This is a genomic window from Bradyrhizobium algeriense (assembly GCF_036924595.1).
Lineage (GTDB): Bacteria > Pseudomonadota > Alphaproteobacteria > Rhizobiales > Xanthobacteraceae > Bradyrhizobium > Bradyrhizobium algeriense.
This window is the reverse complement of record NZ_JAZHRV010000001.1, coordinates 6,359,009-6,379,486: the sequence shown is the minus strand read 5'-3', so window position 1 is coordinate 6,379,486 and position 20,478 is coordinate 6,359,009. Positions and strand designations below refer to the sequence as shown.

The window sequence follows — 20,478 nt, the reverse complement described above, 5'->3', positions numbered from 1 at the left end:
GAATTTGTTCAATCGCTTTTATCTCTAATCGCTTGCGGATAACACGCCCACCTCTCCATGAAGGGGCACTGCCTCAATTGATCAAGCGGCCGTTGAGCGGCGGCAGGTACTGGTCGTCAAAAATGTCGGAGGCCTGCGGCCGCTTCTGAAACTTGAAATCTTCCGAGACCTGGTCGATCGAGCGTTCGAAGCGTGCCGGATCGATCGCGCCGATGCCGTTGCGTTTCACTTCGCTGGTCAGGATGTTGTCGCGCAGGATGGCTTGCAGGCGTTCGAGTTCGAGGTCCTTTGAGCCGCCGTCCATGCGATTGGCGACTTCGGTCGCAGCGCCTGCAGGGTCCTTGACGGTGAGATTCAGGCCGCCGATCGCGGCCCGCACGAATCCCTTCACCGTCTCGGGCTTGGCGGCTGCCAGCGCCGGATTGGCGATAACAGCGAAACCATAGGCCTCGCAGCCATAGTCGGCGAGTTTCAGCACCGCCAGATCGTCGGCCGGCACGCCGCGGTCCTTCAAATTGATCGCCGACAGATAAGAGAATCCGGTCACGGCGTCGATCTGGCCCGCCGAAAGCATCGGCTCGCGTACTGCGGCGCTGATGCTGCTCTGTTTCACGGTCTTGATCTTGATGCCGTTCTGGTGGGCTACCGCCGGCCACAGCCGGACCGACAGGTCGCCTTCGGCGACGCCGAGCGTCTTGCCCTCGATGTCAGTCAGCGCACGGACGCCGCGGCTTCTGCGGGCGATGATGGAATAGGGCGCCTTGTTGAACAGCACGAACACCGCCTTGATCCTCGGGCCGCCCTGCTTGTCCTTGTCGCGAAACCGCATCAATGCGTTGATGTCGACGAGGGCAAAATCGCTGGTGCCGGCCGCGACGCGCGCAATCGCATCCTGCGATCCGCTGGCGATGTTGGTCGTGACCGCCAGCGCTTCCGCGCTGAACAGGCCGCCGGTTGAGGCCATTACGAACGGGGCGGCTGCGGCATCGATCGGACGATCGAGCGAAAACTGGATCGCGAGGGGAGGCCGGGGTTCATCCGCGGCCAGGACATTGCTCGCCATCAAGCCCGCAATTGCGCACAGCCCGGCAAGGGAAGCCAAGAGAACCCTCGAGCGAACGCTCAAGAGAGCGCTCAGGCGAGAGCGGATGACGTTGGTCCTGACAGCACGCATCGAGGTTACATCAGCACGAGGTGGGACAAGTTGCCGCGCCGGCGATGACTGTTTCGTGACATCGCCAACGGCATGAATCGCTCTTGGGCGAGCCATTCTGCAGCATCTAACCTGAACGGTCGATGACTGCCATGATTTTGCCAGGGATCGTTCAGCTGCCGTTCGGATTCGGGAACCTAGTATCTGCTCAGTGGTTAGCCATCGGAGGCCTGTCGGGCCAGCTCCCACGGAGGATGTCGAGATGTTTGCGCGAAAGGGTTTGTTTTCATCGATCGGCCGCGCCGGCGCGGTGGCGACGATCGCGGCGGTGGCGCTGACGGCGGTCCAGCCATCGATGGCCTTCGCCGGCTCCGCGACTTCAGGCAAGGGCGTCACGGCATCGGCAGGGACCAGCGATGCGACCGATATCAGCGCGCGCCGCAGATATTATCGCGGCGGCGGTGGTGCCGCGGCAGCGGCGGCTTTTGCTGGCATCGTCGGCACGGGGCTTGCGATCGCGGCCGCCCAGAACCGGCGCGACTATTATTATGACAGCTACGGCTACTACGGTGGCGCGCCGGCGTATTACGGCGGACCGGTCTATTACGGAGGCGGCCCCTACTATGGCGGCGGTTATTATCGATCGGGCGTGCCCCACTATCGCGGGCATCCCCTCGCTAGCTGGTAATTGTGACCGCCGTTAAAGCAGTCGTTAAAGATAAATCCACCGGCCGTCCGGCCGGTGGATTTTTTTCTGGTTGCAGGCCTGGCCGTTAACACGCTCGCCACGGCTTTGCATTAGGTTGGCATGATGAGTGATTCGCTCGAACGGCTTTATCAGGCTGTCATCGCGGCCAGGGATCTCGATCCGGCCACGTCGCGAACGGCCCGGCTGTTTCAGCGCGGTCCCTCCAAGATGGCCAAGAAGCTCGCCGAGGAAGCCATCGAAGTCGTCATCGACGCCGTCAACGGCAAGACCGACGCGGTGGTCCGCGAGAGTGCCGATCTGCTCTACAACCTGATCGTCCTTTGGGCTTCGGCCGGCGTGAAGCCGGAGGATGTCTGGCGCGAAATGGGGCGCCGCGAGGATATGCTCGGCATCGCCGAGAAGCTGCCGAAGTCGGCGGTCAAAATGCCCAAAGTTCTCGCGAGCAAGGCACTACCCGCCAAGCCGCTATCTGCCAAGGCGTTGTCCAAGGCGACGGCGTCCCCCGCGGTCCGGCGGCGAATTGTCGCGCTGGAAGGCCGCTCTTCGCATAAACGGCACTAATTCCCCTCCAATTTCGTCCTTTTCCGGCATGGACAAATCCGCCGCATGATGGTTCATGCGGCCATGCTGAAACGGACCTACGATTGGTGCATCGACGCCGCTGACAAGCCTTACGCGCTCTGGATCATGGCGGCCGTATCCTTCGCGGAAAGCTCGTTCTTCCCGATTCCGCCCGACATCATGCTGTTGCCGATGTCGCTGGCGCGGCCGAAGAAGGCGTGGTGGTTCGCGACCGTGTGCACGATCTCTTCCGTCGCCGGCGGCGTGGTCGGATACGCGATCGGCGCGCTGCTCTACGATTCGATCGGGCACTGGCTCATTACCCTTTACGGCCTCAGTGACAAGGTCGAGACCTTCCGGGCCTCCTATGCCGAATGGGGCGCGGTGATCATCCTGGTGAAGGGCCTGACGCCGATCCCCTACAAGCTCGTGACCATCACCTCGGGCTTCGCGGGCTACAACATCTGGCTGTTCATCCTGTGCTCCATCGTCGCGCGCGGCGGGCGCTTCTTCGTGGTCGCCGTCCTGCTCAACCGCTACGGCGACGTGATCCGGAGCGAGCTGGAAAAGCGGCTCGGCCTGTGGGTCGCCATCGGGGCGGTTGTACTGGTGCTCGGTTTCGTCGTTGCGTTCAAGCTGGTCTAGCCGCTTTGCCGGCATGCCGGCTTCAGGCTACGTTCCGCGCCATGTCCGATCGAACCGGCCGTTTATTCAAGCTATTCGGGGCGCAACGCGCGGCCATGGGCCTCGTTGCATCCATGCTGGCGATCTCTCCCGAAGTTGCCTGGCCGCAGGCCGCGCCCCAGTCCTCGCTTGGCCTGCAGTCGCCGGCCCAGCAACCGGTGTTGGCTCAGCCTCGGCCGCAGCAGATCGAGCCGGCCCCGCCGCGACGCGAGGAAAATCCGGGGCTGATCAACGAAATCGAAAAACTGTTCGAGAAATCCAAATCGCTGCTACCGCTGAGGAGCCCGAGCGAGACCATCGACGATTTCAACGCGCGCACCAAGGACGCCGGCCAGAGTCTGTCGAACATGGCCAAGCCTTCGATCATGGTAAGCGGGCGGGCGGCGTGTCTGGTGTCCTCCAACGGCGCGCCGGACTGCAAGGCCGGCGCCGACCGGCTGTGCCAGAGCAAGGGCTACAAGGAAGGCAAGAGCCTCGACACGGATGCTGCCGAGAAATGCTCGCCGAAAGTGTATCTGCCGGGCTACAAGCGCCAGCCGGGCGACTGCAAGAACGAAAATTACGTGACGAGGGCGCTCTGTCAGTAGTGCATGATCCGGAAAAGTGGGCACCGGTTTTCCCTCGCGACAAACGCGGAACGCGTTTGCGCGGAGATCATGCGCAAACAAAAAGCTGGCGTGGAATGAGTTTTCGCAGAAAAGTCATTCCAAGCTAGCGACAAAACGCAATACTTGACACTGGAAAGATTGCCTTGTTGGTATGACGTCTGGCATCTCTACGGCGATGCCTCACCGCTTGAATAAACCGAAGGATCGTTTCGAATGTCCATGCCTGCCTTGTTCAAGGGCCGTTTGTCGCTACCCGTGATCGGTGCGCCGCTCTTCATCATTTCCGTGCCGGATCTCGTGATCGCGCAATGCAAGGCGGGTGTGGTCGGCTCGTTCCCGGCGCTCAACGCGCGCCCGCCGGCGCTGCTCGACGAGTGGCTGGCGCGGATCAAGGAAGAACTCGCCGCTTACGACAAGGCGCATCCCGAGCGGCCGTCGGCACCGTTTGCGGTGAACCAGATCGTGCACAAGTCGAACAACCGGCTCGATCAGGATCTGGCGCTTTGTGAAAAACACAAGGTGCCGATGATGATCACCTCTCTCGGCGCGCGCGAGGAACTCAATCAGGCCGCGCATGGCTGGGGCTGCATCGTTTTCCACGACGTGATCAACCAGAAGTTCGCGCACAAGGCGGTCGAGAAGGGCGCCGACGGATTGATCCTGGTCTCGGCCGGCGCCGGCGGCCATGCCGGCGAGATTTCGCCGCTGGCCTTCGTGGCGGAGACGCGGGCCTGGTTCGACGGTCCGATCGCGTTGTCAGGCGCGATTGCCAACGGCCGCGCCATCCGCGCCGCGCGCATACTGGGCGCCGACTTTGCCTATATCGGCTCCGCCTTCATCGCCACCACCGAAGCCAATGCGGTGGAGGGCTACAAGCAGATGATCACGGCCTCGGCTGCGGAAGACATCGTCTATTCCAACCTGTTCACAGGCGTACACGGCAATTATCTGAAGCCGTCGATCGTCGCGGCCGGCATGGATCCCGACAATCTCCCGACCTCGGATCCCTCAAAAATGAGCTTCGGTACGGACGCGTCGGGCGAGCGCGCCAAGCCAAAGGCCTGGAAGGAAATCTGGGGCTCCGGCCAGGGCGTCGGCAGCGTCGCCAAGGTCTTGCCGGCTGCCGAACTGATCGCGCGGTTCAGACGAGAATATGACGAGGCGGTCGACCCGGCATTGTAACGGCGGCCAGCGCCCTCTCCCTTACGAGGAGAGGGCGGCCAAGGTGAGGCCTTGAAAGTCGCCTTCGCGGTCCCTCGGCAGTCGCGTGTGGCGCTCACACGTTCAGATTCATCCAGACGGCCTTCGGCTCGGTAAAATTCTCCAGCGCGGCCGTGCCGTGTTCGCGGCCGAATCCTGAATCGCGCACGCCGCCCCAGGGCAGCCGCACGTCCGTGTAGCCATAGGTGTTGATCCAGACCGTTCCGGCCTTCGCCTGCTTGGCGAAACGCTGCACCCGTCCGATGTCGCGGCTCCAGACGCCGGCCGCAAGGCTGTAGGCCGTGCCGTTAGCGATGCGGAGCGCTTCGGCTTCATCTTTGAACTTGATGACGCTCACCACGGGCCCGAAGATTTCTTCCTGCGAGATGCGCATCTGGTGCTCGACGTCGGCAAACACGGCGGGGCTGATGAAATAGCCGCGGTCGCCAACGCGTTCGCCGCCCGTCGTCAGCCGCGCGCCTTCGTTGCGGCCGATATCCACGTAGTCGAGAATGCTCTTCATCTGCTTCTCGGAGATGACCGGCCCCATCGCCGTGGCGCGATCGGCGGGATCGCCGATGCGGATGGCCCTGGCGCGCTGCGTCAGCCGCTCGACCACCTCGTCATAGACCTTCTCATGAGCCAGCACGCGCGAGCCGGCCGAGCACACCTGCCCGGCATTGAAGAAGATTCCCGACGCCGCCGCCATGCTGGCCGTCTCGATATCGGCATCGTCGAAGATGACGTTGGCGGACTTGCCGCCGAGCTCGAGCGACACGCGTTTGAAATTGCCGGCGGCGCCGCGCAGGATGCCGCGGCCGACGCCCGGCGATCCCGTAAACGTCACCTTGTCGACGTCAGGATGATTGACCAGCGCGTCGCCGACCACCCGTCCGGGGCCGGTAACGATGTTCAGAACGCCGGGCGGCAACCCGGCTTCGAGTGCCAGCTCACCGATGCGCAATGCGGAAAGCGATGTCAGCTCGGCGGGCTTCATCACGATGGTGCAGCCGCAAGCCAGCGCCGGCGCCAGTTTCCACATCCCGATCATCAGCGGGAAATTCCACGGCACGATGGCGGCAACCACGCCAACCGGCTCCCGCATGGTGTAGGTGAGCGCGTCTTCCCGCGTCGAGACCACCTCGCCGCTGATCTTGTCGGCCCAGCCGGCATAGTAAGTCAGCGTATCGATGGCGGCGGGAAGATCCTGCCGCAGCACGCCCGCGATCGGCTTGCCGGCATCGAGGCTTTCAAGGGCTGCGATCTCGTCGGCGTGCTGTTTCATCAGTTCGGCCAGACGGAGCAAAATCTGGCCGCGTTCGGAGGCGCGCATGCTGCGCCAGGGGCCCTCGAAGGCGCGCCGCGCCGCCGCCACTGCGCGATCGACGTCGGCCTCGTTGCCTTCGGCCACCGTCGCGATGACCTGTTCGTTGGCCGGATTGAGGGTCTTGAACGTGCGGCCTGAGGCGGACGGGACGTGCCGGCCGTCGATCAGCAGCAGCCGGGGCTTGCCGGATGCGACGGCGGGGATGGATTCGCGGCCGTAATCATATGCAATAGACATCATATCCTCCGGTTGTTGTGCCTGAAATTAGGAGGAGATAGCGCTTTGTAAATATGATATGGTGTGCCTATGGTTTGCATGGATATGCAGTCGACTTCATAAGTTAGCGCGATGCATCACGTCGAGATCGAAACCGTCTGGCGATTTCACAAGGAAGGCAGCCCGGAGACGGCGGTGGTGATGCTCGGCGTTCTCAATGAAATCCGAAAGACCGGGAAACTCACCAGCGCGGCGAAGCACGCCCAGCTCTCCTATCGGCATGTCTGGAATCTGGTCGAGCAATGGTCCGATTTCTTCGGCGTGCCGCTGGTCGAGACCCAGCGCGGCAAGGGCACGGCGCTCACTGCCTTCGGCGAAAAACTGGTCTGGGCCGGAGAGCGCATGCAGGCGCGGCTCGGTCCGCAGCTCGAAAATCTTGCGCAGGAACTCGTCACCGAGATCAAGCCGTTCCTGCATCAGCGCCCGTCCGTTATCCGCGTACACGCCAGCCACGGTTTTGCGGTGTCGAAATTGCGCGAATTGCTGGACCGTGAACCCGGCATCGGCGTCGATCTGCGTTATGTCAGCAATCAGAATTCGCTGGTGTCGCTGGCGCAGGGCGCGTGCGATCTTTCCGGCGTGCATCTGCCGCGCGGCGAATTGCGCGTGCAGGGCATTCGGGCGTGCAGGGAATGGCTCGATCCGCGCGAGGACCGCGTGATCAGTTTCGTGACGCGGGAGATGGGCCTGATGGTCAAGCGCGGCAACCCGCTGAAGATCAGCTCTCTCGAGGATGTCGTCGAGCGCAAGGCGCGCTTCGTCAACCGCGACCATGATTCCGGCACGCGGCTGCTGTTCGATCAGTTGCTGGCGCTGCACAAGGTCGACGAGGCCAAAATCAACGGTGCGCAGCAAATGGAGTTCACCCACGCCGCCGTCGCGGCCTATGTCGCCAGCGGCATGGCGGATGTGAGTTTCGGCGTCGAGGCCGCCGCCCGGCAGTTCGGGCTCGATTTCATCCGGTTGCTGACGGAAGACTATTTCTTCGTCTGCAAGCGGGCATTTCTGGAAACCGAGCCGATGCGGCGCATCATCGACATCATGAAGGGCCGCGAGTTCCAGGAGGGGGTTGCGAGCCTGCCCGGTTATGTCGCGACCAACACCGGCAAGGTCAGTACCGTGAAGGAGTTTCTGGAGAGCGTGGGGTCGAACGCGATCTGATGTTCTGCCGGGGCGCTGTTCACATCGTCAGCGTTTCGACTCCCGCTCTTCCGCAGTGATATGATTGCATCCGCATTTGACGTCAGATGAGGTTTCGATGGCGACCGGACAGGATTTGAGCGGGCGTGTCGCGCTGGTGACGGGGGCGTCCCGCGGCATCGGTGCGGCGATTGCACACGTGCTGGCCGAGGCCGGCGCAGCGGTTGCGGTGAATTACCGCGAGCGGGCCGATGATGCCGATGCCGTCGTGGCTAAAATCAAATCCGGCGGCGGCCGTGCGATCGCAGTCGCGGCCGATGTCTCGCAGGCGGTGGCCGTGGCGGCGATGGTCGAGCAGGTCGCTTCCGCGCTCGGGCCGATCGACATCCTCGTCAACAATGCCGGCATGGCGATCGTGCGCGGCGTCGATGACCTCACCGAGGACGATTTCGACCGCACCATCGCGGTGAACCTGAAATCGGCGTTCCTGTGCACGCAGGCGGTGCTGCCCGCGATGCGCGCGCGCAAATGGGGTCGCATCGTCAATATCTCGTCGGGTGCGGCGCGCGGCGCCGGCGCCATCGGCGTGCACTACAACGCCTCCAAGGCCGGCATGGAAGGGCTGACGCGAGGCTATGCCGCGCGGCTGGTCAAGGAAGGCATCACCGTTAACGCGGTGGCGCCGTCGCTGATCGCAACCGACATGATGGGCGGCCGGACCGATCTCGCGCGCAACATCCCGCTCGGCCGCATGGGGCAGGCCGACGAGGTGGCGCAAGCGGTCGCGATGGTGCTGGGCAACAGCTACATGACCGGGCAGACCATCGTCCTCAATGGCGGCATGGCGTTCATTTGAAGCCTGCTGCTGTCCTGCTCTGCGTATCCCGCGAATGGCGCACGGCGCTCTGCCCGCCACGGCCTCGACTCGTTCCGCCGAAGCAGGCAAGAAGCTGTTCCCTTTGATCGACAGGACCTCCCACCCGATGGATGCCATCTTTCGTGTTGACGGCAACGACGTCGTCACCAGCCCCTTTGCTGCGGGTCCCTGGGACCCGAGCATGCAGCATGGCTCGCCGCCGGCGGCGCTGGTGGTGTGGGCGGCGGAGCGGATTCCGACGGCCATCCCGATGCGGATCGCCCGCGTGACCGTCGACCTGATGCGCCCCGTGCCGGTGGGGCCGCTGACCATCGAGAGCGAAGTCTTGCGCGAGGGGCGCAAGATCCAGCTCTGCGCCGTCAGGCTGCTCGCCAAAGGCGTCGTCGTGGTCGGGGCGACCGTGCTGAAGATCAAGGTGCAGGCGAACGAATTGCCGCCCGAGGCTGCCATCCTGCCGGTCGAGCTACCGGGGCCGGATCAATCGCGGGTCGAGCGGGTGGATTTTTCCTCCAGCCCATTCGTGACCGGCATGTCGCTGCGTGCCGCCCGCGGCCAGTTCGGCTCGCCCGGCCCCGGCGCGATCTGGTATCGCGTCGACCGGCCGATCGTGGAAGGCGCAGCCGTTTCGCAGGCGATGCGAGCGATGGCAGCGGCGGATTTCTGCAACGGCACCTCCGCCGTGCTGGATTTTCGCGAATGGACCTTTCTCAACGCCGACCTGACCGTGAATTTTTCCCGCGAACCGGCCGGCGACTGGATCCTGCTCGATGCCGAATCCTGGATCGGTCCCGACGGCGCGGGGCTCGCGATGGCGCGGCTCGCCGACGCGCGCGGCTATTTCGGCCGCGTCATCCAGAGCCTGGTGATCGAGAAGCGCTGAGCGCAGGCAGACGGCGTGGTGAGGCCGCGACACTGATATCGCGGCTGCCTGATCATTCGAGCTCGAGCGGCTGATAGCGTCCGCTCTCATCGAGCGCCGTGCCCCACACCTTGTTCGAGGCCTGGTGCTCGGAGCGGCCGAAGCTCAGCTGGGTCCCGAGACCGAGGTCGAGATTGCGCATGTTCTCCAGCGTGTCGATCAGCCTCTCGGTGTCGAGCTGGGGCCCGGCCCGCTTGATGCCCTGGATCAGGACGTTGGCGGCGACATAGCCCTCGAGCGAAACGTAGTCGGGCGCCTCGCCAGGGAAATATTTGGCGAGCGCGTTCTTGTATTCGAGCACGGCGGATGAATAGCCCGACACCGCCGGCACTACCTGCGTCACGATCACGCCGTTGGTGTAGCGCGGTCCCAAGAGCTTCAGTTCTTCGGCAAGCGCGGTGGAGCCGACGAACGAAACGTTGGAGTAGATCATCCCGGGATAGAGGTCGCGCGTCTTCTCGATGAACCTTGCCGCGGCCCGGTAGGTCGCGACCATGACGACCGCCTTGATCGGCGGCTTCGCGAGCTTCAACTGATTGATCGCGTCGTCCACGTCGACGGTGTTTCGCGCATAGTTGAGCCGGAGGATCGCGCCGTCGTTCACGCCCATCGAGCGGAACGCCTTTGCGACGCCCGCAAATCCGGAATCGCCGTAGGAGTCCTGTTGCGCAAAGACCGCGATCTGCCGGGGCTGCAGCCGGCGTATCTTGACGAGGTAACGAACGACCGCGTCGGTTTCCTGAACATAGCTGGCGCGATAATTGAAGACGTAGCGATCCGGCGGATCGTTGCGCAGGATATTGGCGCCGGTGAAGGCCCCGAAGAACAGCATCCGGCGTTCGAGCGCATAGGGGACCGCCACCGCCGAGGTCGGGGTGCCGACATTGCCGACGATGCCGAACACCTGGTCCTTTTCATAGAGCTGCTTCATGGCCTCGGCGGTGCGCGAGGGCTCGTAGCCGTCGTCGGCGGCGAACAATTTCAGCATCCGGCCGTCCACGCCGCCGGAATCGTTGATCCGGTTGAAGGCGGTTTCGATTCCGAGTTTCATCTGGCGGCCGAGCTCGCGGGCCGAGCCGGAGAAGGGGGCCGCGATGCCGAAGCGAATTTCCTTTTCGCCGATGCCGCGCGGCAGCGGGCCGGCCGGCACATTGGCTGTCGGCGCGGTCGCCGCGTTGGCGGCGGTCGCAGCGGCGGCCGGCGACGGGCCGATGACGCTGGAGAGGCTCGGTCCGGAGATCGAGCGTTCGAGATCGGCCAACTGACGGTCGGCCCGGATGCAATCGACCCTGCCCGAGGACACGGCGGCGCGTCCTTCGGCCACGGTGCGATCGAATGTCTGGGTGAGATCGGAACGCTCCGCCTCGTTCGACGAGGCTTCCCGGATCACCTGTGAAAACTTGTCGATAATGGTCTGGATGCGGGGCCGCGCAATATCGCGGCAAGCCTGTGCCGAGCCGATCACGGGGCCGACGCGGCCGGCAAGGTCGCGCACGATGGTGATGTCGCCGGCGGCCTGGGCACTGCCCGCGATGCCGAAGAGCATGGCCCCGACCAATAAGGTGACGCGGAGCGAGGTCATGGCAGACTCCTTGGGAACAAGATCGCCGAAAGTCGGTTCTCGGGCATGGTCAGCCCTCCGTCTGAATTATGGGTTGGTACGTTGTGGCGCGGCCGAATCCGGCTTCTCGCGCCACTGCATGAACTGCTTGAGCAATTGGCTGTCCTGCTCGGACGCCGCCGGAGCGCTCGGCGGGGTGGAGGCGAGCAGAGCCTGGAATTCGTTGATCGCAGGCTTTTGCGAAGCCTCTCCGGATTGAGACAGCGCGTTCTTGATCGACTGTGTGACGTTGGTGAATGTCGACGTCGACGGCTCACCATCGCCTTGCCGCGAGCCGGGCACGGCGACGACGAAGAACAGCGCCACGAGAGCCGCGACGCCGATGGCGGCAGCGAAGCGCGCTGCGATGGTCCACAATGCCTTTTTCGACTCCAGGTCGGGTTCGTGCATGAGCTCGGGATCGAGCGGATGGCGCAGCGCATCGGATACCGCGCTCTCGAGCTGGGAGTCGAACGACACCGGAGAAAACGGCGTCTCCGGGATTGCACCGCGGGCCGCCGACCGCTCACGGAGCGAGCGCGGCGCGTAGTACAGCGGATCGCGGGGATTGAGATGTTCCTGCTCACTGACACTACTCATACGCTTACTCCTCATGACACTTGGCGGATTGGCACTCGGCGGATGACCCGGCGGATTGGTTGGCGGCGAAACGGATGCGGACGTATTGGACAGGAGTTCCAGCTCATGGAGCAAGCGCGCGGAGGAATCCACGTCCGCTCCCCAGCCGCCGCTAAGTTTAGTCGGAAGATTTGAATCAAAATGTGGGGCGTCGTCCCTGCGTCCGACGACACCTTTCTGCGAGATCACTTCTCGCTGCGAGATCATGTCTCGCGGCCACACCTTCCCCACGGCTTCCACTGCCTTAAGTCCCCTGCCGGCAAATGTCCGTCTGCCCGACGGAATGGACTGCCAGACCCTTACAGCTGCCAGCACACATAAGTTTGTTGGAACCGCGCGAGGACTAATTTAGGTCGGAAACGTGACGAAAGTAAGTTGAGGTCTTGTTAACTACAACTCGCAAGACCCCTATAGGGATAGGGTTTGACGTGCGCTCCGCGCGGTTGGCAGCAAGAAACAGCCACAAATGCGCCGGATTCGCCGCCCGTTGCGGGCTTTTCTGCGCGTAGCGCGGGTTGCCGCATTAATTACTCGTTAACCAAGTTGGCCGATTGTTAACCATTCACTAAGAAAGGCGAGTCGAAACATCATGGACGTACGAGCGGATCCCACGCGTCAATTGGTCCGGCTGCGCGGCCGTTCCTATGTCGCGTTCGTATTCAGCCCTGTCGTGCCGATCGTGGAATGGCTCGCCGAAATCGACGCCACGCTGGCGCGCTCGCCGGGCTATTTCGTCGGCAAGCCGATCGTGCTCGATCTCGCATCCGTCGACCTCTCCGGCGCCGCCATCGCTCATCTCGTGAACAGCCTCAACGAGCGCGGCATTCGCGTCCTCGGCATCGAGGGCGTGGACGAAGAGCGGCTTGCGGCGAACATGCCGCCCTTGCTGACCGGCGGCCGCGCCTGCGTGATCACGCGAAACGAGCCGGTGCAGAAGCCCGAGCCGGAGGCCAAGCCGAAGCCGACTTCGCTGCTGCTCGATAGCCCGGTGCGTTCGGGCCAGTCGATCGTCTTCATCGAGGGCGACGTCACCGTGCTGGGCTCGGTCGGGTCAGGCGCGGAGATCGTCGCCGGCGGATCGATCCACATCTACGGGACGCTGCGCGGCCGCGCGATGGCGGGCGTCAACGGCAATTCCAATGCGCGGATCTACTGCCAGAAGATCGAGGCGGAGCTGCTCGCCATCGACGGCTACTACCAGACTGCAGAAGAAATCGACATCTCGCTCCGCAACCGCCCGGCGCAAGCCTGGCTGGAGGGGGACACCATGAAAATTACCCCGCTGAATTAACCGGTTAAGGAGATCGCGTATGGCCAAGGTGCTGGTCGTTACCTCGGGCAAGGGAGGCGTTGGAAAGACCACCTCGACGGCTGCGCTCGGCGCGGCGCTTGCGCAAAGCGGGCAGAGCGTTGTGGTGGTCGATTTCGACGTCGGCCTGCGCAACCTCGACCTCGTGATGGGCGCCGAACGCCGCGTAGTGTTCGATCTCATCAATGTGGTGCAGGGCGTCGCGAAGCTGCCGCAGGCGTTGATCCGCGACAAGCGGCTGGAAAATCTCTGGCTGCTGCCAGCCTCGCAGACAAGGGACAAGGATGCGCTGACCGACGAAGGCGTCGGCCGCGTCATCGCCGAGCTCAGGAGCCGGTTCGACTGGATCCTGTGCGACAGCCCGGCCGGCATCGAGCGCGGCGCGACGCTCGCCATGCGCTATGCCGACGAAGCCGTCATCGTCACCAATCCCGAGGTTTCCTCGGTGCGCGATTCCGACCGCATCATCGGCATGCTCGATTCGAAGACGGTGAGGGCGGAACGCGGCGAGCGCGTGGAAAAGCACGTGCTGATCAGCCGTTACGATCCGGCACGCGCCGCGCGCGGCGAGATGCTCACGATCGACGACATCCTCGAAATCCTCGCCACCCCGCTGCTCGGCATCATCCCCGAGAGCCAGGAAGTACTTAAAGCGTCAAACGTCGGCACCCCGGTGACGCTCAACAATGCCGAGAGCGCGCCGGCGCGCGCCTATATCGATGCCTCGCGCCGCCTGATGGGTGAGGAAGTCGCCATGGTCGTGCCCGCCGAACGCAAGGGCTTCATGGACCGGCTACTCGGACGGAGGGCTGCATGAGCATGAGGCTGCTGCGGCTGTTCGGCAGCCGCGCTGCAACCGCCCCGGTTGCCCGGGAGCGGCTGCAGATTCTGCTGTCGCACGAGCGCGGGCTGCTCGGCCAGTCCGACCTGCTCGTCACGCTGCGGGAGGAAATCCTCGCGGTGGTGTCGAAACACGTGCAGCTCGACCCCGACAAGGTGATCGTCAAGCTGGAGCGGGGCAAGACCGTCTCGACGCTCGAAGTCGACATCGAAGTGCCCAACAATTTCGACAAGGCGAAGGCGCTGGTGGAAAGGCGCATGGCCGGCTGAAGGGCGGTATCGATCGAGGATGGATTTACCGGTAGGATGCGGCGATCGTTTCGCTCGAGTCCGACCATGAAATCGACCCGACCTTCGCTTCCGATGACCGGCGGCTGTCAGTGCGGCGCGATCCGTTACGAGATCACGTCGTTTCCGTTGCTGCTCTACACCTGCAACTGCACGGATTGTCAGCGCCAGACCGGCAGTGCGTTTGCACTCAACATGCCGGTGAGGTTCAAGGACTTTCGGATTCTGAAGGGTGAGCCGCATGGCTGGCATCATACCTCGCCCAACGGCACGCCGGTCATTTCGCGGTTTTGCGGCAACTGCGGCACGCGGCTCTATGGCGAACGTGACGGACGGCCCGAAACCGTCAGTCTTCGTGCCGGAACGCTCGATGACACATCATGGCTGATGCCGGCCGCGCATTTCTTTATGCGGAGTGCGCAGCCATGGGTGCAACCGGCGCCCGGGGCGCAGTGCATCGAAACCCAGCCGAACGGCTGGGGAAGCCTGTTGCCGGCATGGCGTGCGATGTGGCCGGAGTTCTTTGCGTCGAAATAGCGTTCGTGTCCCGGATGAGGCGCAATGAGCCGCGATAGCGGAGTGGTGCGCTGCTGATCCGGGATCCAGCAAGCAACTCGTCGCCATTGTAGGTCCCGGCTCTGCGGAGCAGCGCTCCGCGCTGCACCGCGTCCGGGACACGAAGCAGTACCTACCCCATCATCCGTTCTCGGCCGGTCCAGAAGCCCGCCTTCAGCACCTTCTTGTCGACCTTGCCGACGCCGGTCATCGGCAACTCGTTAACGAACTTGGCGTGTTTTGGCGCGTGCGCCGAGGCCTTCTTGGCTTTCACCGGATTGATCAATTCGTCCGCGTTCGGCCGGGCACCTTCGCGCGCGACGATCACGGCGGTGACGGCCTCGCCCCATTTGTCATCGGGCACGCCGACCACGGCGACCGTCGCGACGTCGGCATGCTGCGACAACACATCCTCGACCTCGCGCGGGAGATGTTGAAGCCGCCGGAGACGATCATGTCCCTCTTGCGGTCGAGGATGAACATGTAACCGCGCTCGTCTGATCGTGCGATGTCGCCGGTGTGCAGCCAGCCGCTCCTCAGCGTCTCCGCCGTCGCGTCCGGCCGCTTCCAGTATTCGCCAGCGCCCGCAACGTCTGTTCGCATGCCGCCGGAAACGCGTAGAGCGGATTGCTCATCTTCTTCCTCCCGCTTGCTTTTGTAATTGGCCTTCGCCCGTGCCAATGTTCCGGCAACGCCAACACAACAAGAAGTCCGCTCAAGTCGGGAAGAAGCACTTTGCCAACAATCGATCCCCTCGCGCGCTTTCGCGACCGCCTCAGCCTGCCGCTGATCGCGGCACCGATGTTTCTCGTCTCCGGTGTTGAACTGGTCGTGGCCGCCTGCCGCAACGGCGTGATCGGTTCGTTTCCCACGGTGAATTGCCGCAGCTCCGAACAACTGGACCAATGGCTGACGGATATCGACATCAGGTTGAAGGCGCATGCGGATGCAGGCGGCAAGCCGTCGGCGCCGGTCTGCGCCAACCTGATCGTGCACCGCTCCAATGCGCGGCTGGAGCAGGATCTAATGGTGCTGCTGCGGCACCGGCCCGAAATGGTGATCACCTCGGTTGGATCGCCGGCGCCGGTAATTGGACCGTTGCATGATGCCGGTGCGCTGGTATTTGCCGATGTCGCCTCCATCCGCCATGCCGAGCGTGCCGTTGCTGCCGGCGCCGACGGCCTGGTGCTGCTGACGGCCGGCGCGGGCGGCCAGACCGGCTGGCTCAATCCCTTCGTGTTCGTGCGCGCCGTGCGGGCGTTCTTCGATGGACCATTGGTGCTGGCGGGCGGCATCTCCGACGGCCACGCGTTGCGCGCCGCGCAGGCGCTTGGCTGCGACCTTGCCTATATGGGCACAAAATTCATCGCTACCCGCGAGAGCATGGCGAATATCAGATACAAGGAGCTGTTGGTTGCCAGCACAGCCGACGATGTCCTGCTGACGTCGGCGTTCACGGGCCTGCAGACCAACATGCTGCGCCCATCGATCGAGGCCGCCGGTCTCGATCCGGATAATCTGCCGCTGCGCGGCGCGATCGATATCGGCAAGGATATCGACATCGGCGCGCGCGAAAGTCGTCCAAAACGCTGGAAGGATATCTGGAGCGCGGGGCATTCCGTTTCGGGGGTGACGGAGCTGCTTTCGGTCGATGAGCTTGTGGCGCGCACATCAGCGGAGTTTCGCGAGGCCGCCGCGCGCGTCAGGCCTGGCTAGGGCGTTACCGCTTCGCGCCTCTCGTCTTGCAGCATTTGCATCTTGCAGCATTTGCGAAGTTCCATGCGCTTGATCGCAGTCGCGTCGCTGTGATGCGAGCAAATGCCAAGAGAAAACCGTCGCAATGGCAAACTTCCGACACAGGAAGGCGGCGAAAACAGGCAATCCGACATGACGCAAGCACGAGGGCAAGGCCGATCCCGGTTTTGCCGTCGGGCGCATTTTTTCCAAAGAGGTCTTCGTGTCGCTCAAGCTCCTGCCGTCGATCCTTTTCGCCAGCGTCTTGTTCATCCTTCCGGCTTTCGCCCAGCCCGGCGGCGCGCCGACTGCGCCTGCCGCCGATAAGGCTGACGTGCTCTCGCCCGAGCAGGCGAAACGGGCGCTTGAGACGCTCTCCGACGACAAGAAGCGCGCGCAGGTGATCGAGACGTTGCGCGCGATCGCCAATGCCTCGCCGCAAGCGGCGGCGCCTGAGCCGAAATCCGCGATACCGCTGACGGCGGACAGCCTCGGCGCGCAGCTTTTGCTTTCGGTGTCCGAGCAGGTCGGCGAGATCTCGCGCGAGGTCGCCGATGTGGTGCGAACACTGACGCATTTTCGGGCGTTCTATTACTGGTTCGTGCGGACCGCCAACGATCCGTCCGCCTATCATCAACTGCTCGATATCGCCTGGAAACTGGCGCTGGTGTTCATCTGCGCTCTTGCTGTCGAGTGGCTGGTCTTCCGCCTCATCAAGCGGCCGGTGGCGCTGCTGGAAGCGCGGCTTCCGCAAACCGCGCGCGCCCCGGTGCAGACGCTGGCCGTGGTCGATCCGCCGTCGTCGGCGGCGGATGTCGTTGCGGAACCCAAGCTGCAGCAACGGCGCCTCAGCCTGGCGCGCACCTGGCAGTCGCTGATCAGGCTGCCCTTCGTGCTCGGACGTCTCGCGCTTGAATTGTTGCCGGTGCTCGTCTTCATCGGGGTGGCCACGATGTTGCTGGGCACAGGGATCGGCGATCTCTCAACCACCCGGCTTGTGATCCTCGCGGTCGTCAATGCCTATGCGCTGTCGCGCGCGCTGATTTGCGTCGTGCGGGCGCTGGCCGGGCCGTTCGGCCTGTTTCGGGTTCGCGCCGAAACGGCAGCCTATATCGAGATATGGGCGCGCCGCATCGTTACCGTCGCCGTCGCTGGGATAGCCTTCGCCAATGTGGCCCTGCTGCTCGGCCTGCACCGCGCCGGCTACGCAACGGTGCTGCGCCTGGTGATGCTGGTCGTGCATCTCTTTGTCGTCGTCGTCATCCTGCAGTGCCGCCGCCAGGTCGCCGACGCCATTCGCGCGCCGGCGGGCCGCGACGGCGCTGCGGCCAGGATACGCAACCGCGTCGCCGGCCTCTGGCATTATCTCGCGATCGCGCTCGATCTCGCTCTGTGGGCGGTGTGGGCGCTGAACATCCGCAACGGCTACGCGCTGCTGCTGCAATATTTCGTCGGCACCATCGCGGTCGTGCTGATCATGCGTCTCGCTACTATCCTGGTGTTGAGCTTGATCGACCGCGGCTTTCGCATCAGCCCGGATCTCCTGCAGCGTTTTCCGGGCCTGGAGACCCGCGCCAACCGCTATCTGCCGCTGTTGCGCAACATCGTCTCTACAGTGATTGCCTTCATCGGCCTCGTTGCGTTGCTGGAGGTATGGGGCGTCGACGCCGTCGTCTGGTTCTATGGCGGCCAGATCGGCAGCCGGTTGCTGTCGGCGGTGGTGACCGTCGGCATTGCCGCGCTCGCTGCGGCGGCAATCTGGGAAGTCAGCAACGCGTTGCTGGATCGCAAGATCAATGCGCTGTCGCGCGAGGGCCATTACGCGCGCGCGGCGCGGCTGCGCACGTTTCAGCCGATGCTGCGAACCGCGCTGTTGTGCGTGATCGTCATCGTCGTCGGCCTCACCGCGCTGAGCGAAATCGGCGTCAACGTCGCGCCACTGCTGGCCGGCGCCGGCATTGTCGGTATTGCCATCGGCTTCGGCTCGCAGAAGCTGGTGCAGGACCTCATCACCGGGCTGTTTCTGCTGCTTGAGAACACCGTCCAGGTCGGCGACAACGTCACGCTGTCAGGCTTGTCGGGCGTGGTGGAAAACGTATCGATCCGCACGCTTCGTCTGCGCTCCGGCGACGGCTCGGTGCACATCGTGCCGTTCAGCGCGGTGACGACGATCACCAATTCGAGCCGCGGCGCCGGCAACGCGGCCGTCAGCGTCAACGTCTCCTACAAGGAAGATACCGACCGCGCCGGCCAGATATTGAAGGACATCGTCGCCGAGATGCGCCGCGAGGCGGAATTCCAGCACCTGATCCGCGGCGATCTCGAACTGTGGGGCGTCGACAAGGTGGACGGCTCGATGGCCTCGATCGTCGGCCAGATTCGCTGCACCGATGCCGGCCGCTGGCCGGTGCAACGCGAATTCAACCGCCGCATGAAGCGGCGATTCCAGGAGTGCGGCGTCGAAATCGCGCCCGGTGCTCAAACCATTCTTGTGCAGGTGCCGGCGCCCGCCGATGTCGCCGCAACTGCAACGCCGAGGCGGGCGGCTGGCTAGTTCGCCACGAGTACGGCCATGAGACCTAGCGAACGATCCGGCCGAGGATGCGTGCGGCCTGATCGATCTCCTTTTCATTCCACGCCGCGAAGCCGAGAAACAGGCCCTGCTCACCCGTCTTGTGATACAGCATGCCCGATAGCGGACGGCTGACAACGCCGGCTTCGAGCAGCCGCGCCGACAATTGCCGGTCGTTGGCCTGGCACCTTGCCAGTAGTTGCATGCCGCCGGCCGGCGCTTCGATGCTGAGCCGGCCGCCGGCTTCCGCGGCAAGCGCCTGCAGCATGCGGTCGCGCCGTCCCTTGTAGAGGCGCATCATCCTTCTGATGTGGCCGAGATAGGCGCCCGCGCTGATGAATTCGGCCAGCGCATCCTGCATCGTGATCGACGCCAACATTCCCGTGTGGCGCTGCGCGATCTCGAACACATCGATCAGCGCTTCGGGAACGACGAGATAGCCGAAGCGGATGTCCGCATAGGTCGCCTTCGAGAAGGTGCCGAGATAGAACACGCGCGGCGACGCCGCGAGCCCCTGCAGCGCGGCCACCGGGCGCGCCTCATAGTGGAATTCGCCGTCGTAATCGTCCTCGATGATGCAGGCGCCCACAGCGTCGGCGAAGCGAAGCAGTTCAAGACGGCGGCCGATCGGCATCAGCCGCCCGGTCGGATACTGGTGCGATGGGGTGACGAAGATCAGCCGCGGCGCATCCTTAGGCGGGGAGATGGCCATGCCTTGCGCGTCGAGCGGGATGGCGGAAACGACGGCTCCGGCGGCATGCAATGCGACGTTGGCGCCGCCATAGCCCGGGCTTTCGATCCAGGCGTGGTCGCCGCGCTCGAGCAGCGCATTGGCGGCCAGCGTCAGGCCGGCTTGCGCCGTCGGCACGATCAGGATCTGGCCGGCTTTGGCCTTGATCCCGCGATGAACCACGAGATGCCCGAGCAGGGCTTCCTGCAGCGGTGGATGGTTGATCGGCCGGTCGCGGCGCAGCGGTGCATTTCGCGCCGCGCGGCGGAGGCAACGGCTCCACGCATCGTGCGGAAACTCGCGTTCGTCCGCCAGTCCGGGCTGAAACGGCCGCGGCGGTCCGTCATGAACAGGCGGCCAGTCGGCCCGGTGCAGGCCGCCTGCCCAGGCCGACAGGTTTATCCGCGGGCTTCCGGCGCGGTTGCTTCGCGGCGAAGTCCTGCGATCGAGTGACAGGCCCGCGGCTACCTCCGGACGGCGTCCGGCGGAAAGCGCGAGGTAGCCTTCCGCGGCCAATTGCTCGATCGCAAACGAGACGGTGTTGCGCGACACATCGAGCGACTGCGCAAGCTGCCGGCTCGACGGCAGGCGCTGGCCGGGCGCAAGGCGTCCCCTGGCGATGAGCCCTCGCAACTGATCGGTCAGTTGGCGCGTCAGCGTTTCGCTGCCGTCACGGGCGAGGTCGAGCATTCCGGGCAACAGGTCGTCCATAACTGGCACCACAAATCTGCCAAGACTGGTTCTTTCATTAGGGCCA

General features: G+C 64.0%; 19 protein-coding genes and 1 pseudogene. 14 read left to right on the top strand and 6 right to left on the bottom strand.

Annotation, left to right across the window (positions count from 1 at the left end; translation table 11 throughout):
• Nucleotides 1-73 precede the first annotated feature (73 nt).
• Nucleotides 74-1,063 (bottom strand): ABC transporter substrate-binding protein, encoded by a 990-nt coding sequence (locus V1286_RS30750; RefSeq protein WP_334486036.1) that lies wholly within the window; start codon nt 1,061-1,063, stop codon nt 74-76.
• A gap of 352 nt (nt 1,064-1,415) precedes the next feature.
• On the opposite strand from V1286_RS30750, the gene V1286_RS30745 reads away from it, so the two are divergent.
• The 5 genes from V1286_RS30745 (at nt 1,416) to V1286_RS30725 (ending at nt 4,897) form a co-directional block, all read left to right on the top strand.
• Nucleotides 1,416-1,841: a hypothetical protein gene (locus V1286_RS30745; protein WP_108512182.1), complete on the top strand. Its 426-nt coding sequence runs from the start codon at nt 1,416-1,418 to the stop codon at nt 1,839-1,841.
• A 123-nt stretch (nt 1,842-1,964) separates the two neighbouring features.
• On the top strand, nt 1,965-2,423 hold the full coding sequence (hisE, locus tag V1286_RS30740; protein WP_334486032.1) for a phosphoribosyl-ATP diphosphatase: 459 nt from the start codon (nt 1,965-1,967) through the stop codon (nt 2,421-2,423).
• 63 nt (nt 2,424-2,486) lie between these two features.
• Nucleotides 2,487-3,068: a YqaA family protein gene (locus V1286_RS30735; protein WP_334490017.1), complete on the top strand. Its 582-nt coding sequence runs from the start codon at nt 2,487-2,489 to the stop codon at nt 3,066-3,068.
• A gap of 95 nt (nt 3,069-3,163) precedes the next feature.
• The gene (locus V1286_RS30730; RefSeq protein ID WP_334486030.1) at nt 3,164-3,694 is read left to right on the top strand and encodes a hypothetical protein; all 531 of its coding nucleotides are present in this window, start codon (nt 3,164-3,166) and stop codon (nt 3,692-3,694) included.
• Between the two features lie 234 nt (nt 3,695-3,928).
• Nucleotides 3,929-4,897, top strand: a complete 969-nt coding sequence (locus tag V1286_RS30725; protein ID WP_108512180.1) for an NAD(P)H-dependent flavin oxidoreductase — start codon at nt 3,929-3,931, stop codon at nt 4,895-4,897.
• 94 nt (nt 4,898-4,991) lie between these two features.
• Here V1286_RS30725 and V1286_RS30720 read toward each other — a convergent pair whose 3' ends face one another.
• A complete protein-coding gene (locus tag V1286_RS30720) occupies nt 4,992-6,479 on the bottom strand; it encodes an aldehyde dehydrogenase family protein (RefSeq protein ID WP_334486025.1) in 1,488 nt (495 codons plus the stop codon).
• Nucleotides 6,480-6,590: 111 nt separating this feature from the next.
• On the opposite strand from V1286_RS30720, the gene V1286_RS30715 reads away from it, so the two are divergent.
• The 3 genes from V1286_RS30715 to V1286_RS30705 all read left to right on the top strand — a co-directional run bounded on the left by V1286_RS30715 (nt 6,591) and on the right by V1286_RS30705 (nt 9,415).
• Nucleotides 6,591-7,679, top strand: coding sequence for a substrate-binding domain-containing protein (locus tag V1286_RS30715; protein WP_334486023.1), 1,089 nt, complete (start codon nt 6,591-6,593; stop codon nt 7,677-7,679).
• A gap of 97 nt (nt 7,680-7,776) precedes the next feature.
• Nucleotides 7,777-8,514, top strand: a complete 738-nt coding sequence (locus tag V1286_RS30710; RefSeq protein ID WP_334486020.1) for an SDR family NAD(P)-dependent oxidoreductase — start codon at nt 7,777-7,779, stop codon at nt 8,512-8,514.
• A 127-nt stretch (nt 8,515-8,641) separates the two neighbouring features.
• Nucleotides 8,642-9,415: a thioesterase family protein gene (locus V1286_RS30705; RefSeq protein ID WP_334486017.1), complete on the top strand. Its 774-nt coding sequence runs from the start codon at nt 8,642-8,644 to the stop codon at nt 9,413-9,415.
• A 52-nt stretch (nt 9,416-9,467) separates the two neighbouring features.
• On the opposite strand, the gene V1286_RS30700 is transcribed toward V1286_RS30705, so the two are convergent.
• Nucleotides 9,468-11,036 carry an ABC transporter substrate-binding protein gene (locus tag V1286_RS30700; protein ID WP_334486014.1) on the bottom strand — a complete coding sequence of 523 codons (1,569 nt, stop codon included), beginning with the start codon at nt 11,034-11,036 and terminating at the stop codon, nt 9,468-9,470.
• Between the two features lie 66 nt (nt 11,037-11,102).
• Nucleotides 11,103-11,786: a hypothetical protein gene (locus V1286_RS30695; RefSeq protein ID WP_334486011.1), complete on the bottom strand. Its 684-nt coding sequence runs from the start codon at nt 11,784-11,786 to the stop codon at nt 11,103-11,105.
• 496 nt (nt 11,787-12,282) lie between these two features.
• On the opposite strand from V1286_RS30695, the gene minC reads away from it, so the two are divergent.
• The 4 genes from minC to V1286_RS30675 all read left to right on the top strand — a co-directional run bounded on the left by minC (nt 12,283) and on the right by V1286_RS30675 (nt 14,667).
• The gene (gene minC / locus V1286_RS30690; RefSeq protein WP_334486008.1) at nt 12,283-12,984 is read left to right on the top strand and encodes a septum site-determining protein MinC; all 702 of its coding nucleotides are present in this window, start codon (nt 12,283-12,285) and stop codon (nt 12,982-12,984) included.
• A 19-nt stretch (nt 12,985-13,003) separates the two neighbouring features.
• Nucleotides 13,004-13,819 (top strand): septum site-determining protein MinD, encoded by an 816-nt coding sequence (gene minD / locus V1286_RS30685; RefSeq protein ID WP_108512175.1) that lies wholly within the window; start codon nt 13,004-13,006, stop codon nt 13,817-13,819.
• A complete protein-coding gene (minE, locus tag V1286_RS30680; protein ID WP_334486003.1) occupies nt 13,816-14,112 on the top strand; it encodes a cell division topological specificity factor MinE in 297 nt (98 codons plus the stop codon). The genes minD and minE overlap by 4 nt, the downstream gene beginning before the upstream one ends.
• Nucleotides 14,113-14,178: 66 nt before the next feature.
• Nucleotides 14,179-14,667 (top strand): GFA family protein, encoded by a 489-nt coding sequence (locus V1286_RS30675; RefSeq protein ID WP_334486000.1) that lies wholly within the window; start codon nt 14,179-14,181, stop codon nt 14,665-14,667.
• Nucleotides 14,668-14,818: 151 nt separating this feature from the next.
• On the opposite strand, the pseudogene V1286_RS30670 reads toward V1286_RS30675, so the two are convergent.
• Nucleotides 14,819-15,261: pseudogene (locus V1286_RS30670) on the bottom strand (AMP-binding enzyme); the annotation flags it as partial.
• 159 nt (nt 15,262-15,420) lie between these two features.
• Here V1286_RS30670 and V1286_RS30665 point away from each other — a divergent pair.
• The gene (locus tag V1286_RS30665) at nt 15,421-16,401 is read left to right on the top strand and encodes an NAD(P)H-dependent flavin oxidoreductase (protein ID WP_334485997.1); all 981 of its coding nucleotides are present in this window, start codon (nt 15,421-15,423) and stop codon (nt 16,399-16,401) included.
• Between the two features lie 241 nt (nt 16,402-16,642).
• Nucleotides 16,643-18,973 (top strand): mechanosensitive ion channel domain-containing protein, encoded by a 2,331-nt coding sequence (locus V1286_RS30660; protein ID WP_334485994.1) that lies wholly within the window; start codon nt 16,643-16,645, stop codon nt 18,971-18,973.
• Nucleotides 18,974-18,998: 25 nt separating this feature from the next.
• Here the strand turns inward: V1286_RS30660 and pdxR are convergent, their stop codons facing one another.
• Nucleotides 18,999-20,432: a MocR-like pyridoxine biosynthesis transcription factor PdxR gene (gene pdxR, locus V1286_RS30655; RefSeq protein WP_334485991.1), complete on the bottom strand. Its 1,434-nt coding sequence runs from the start codon at nt 20,430-20,432 to the stop codon at nt 18,999-19,001.
• Nucleotides 20,433-20,478: the final 46 nt, after the last annotated feature.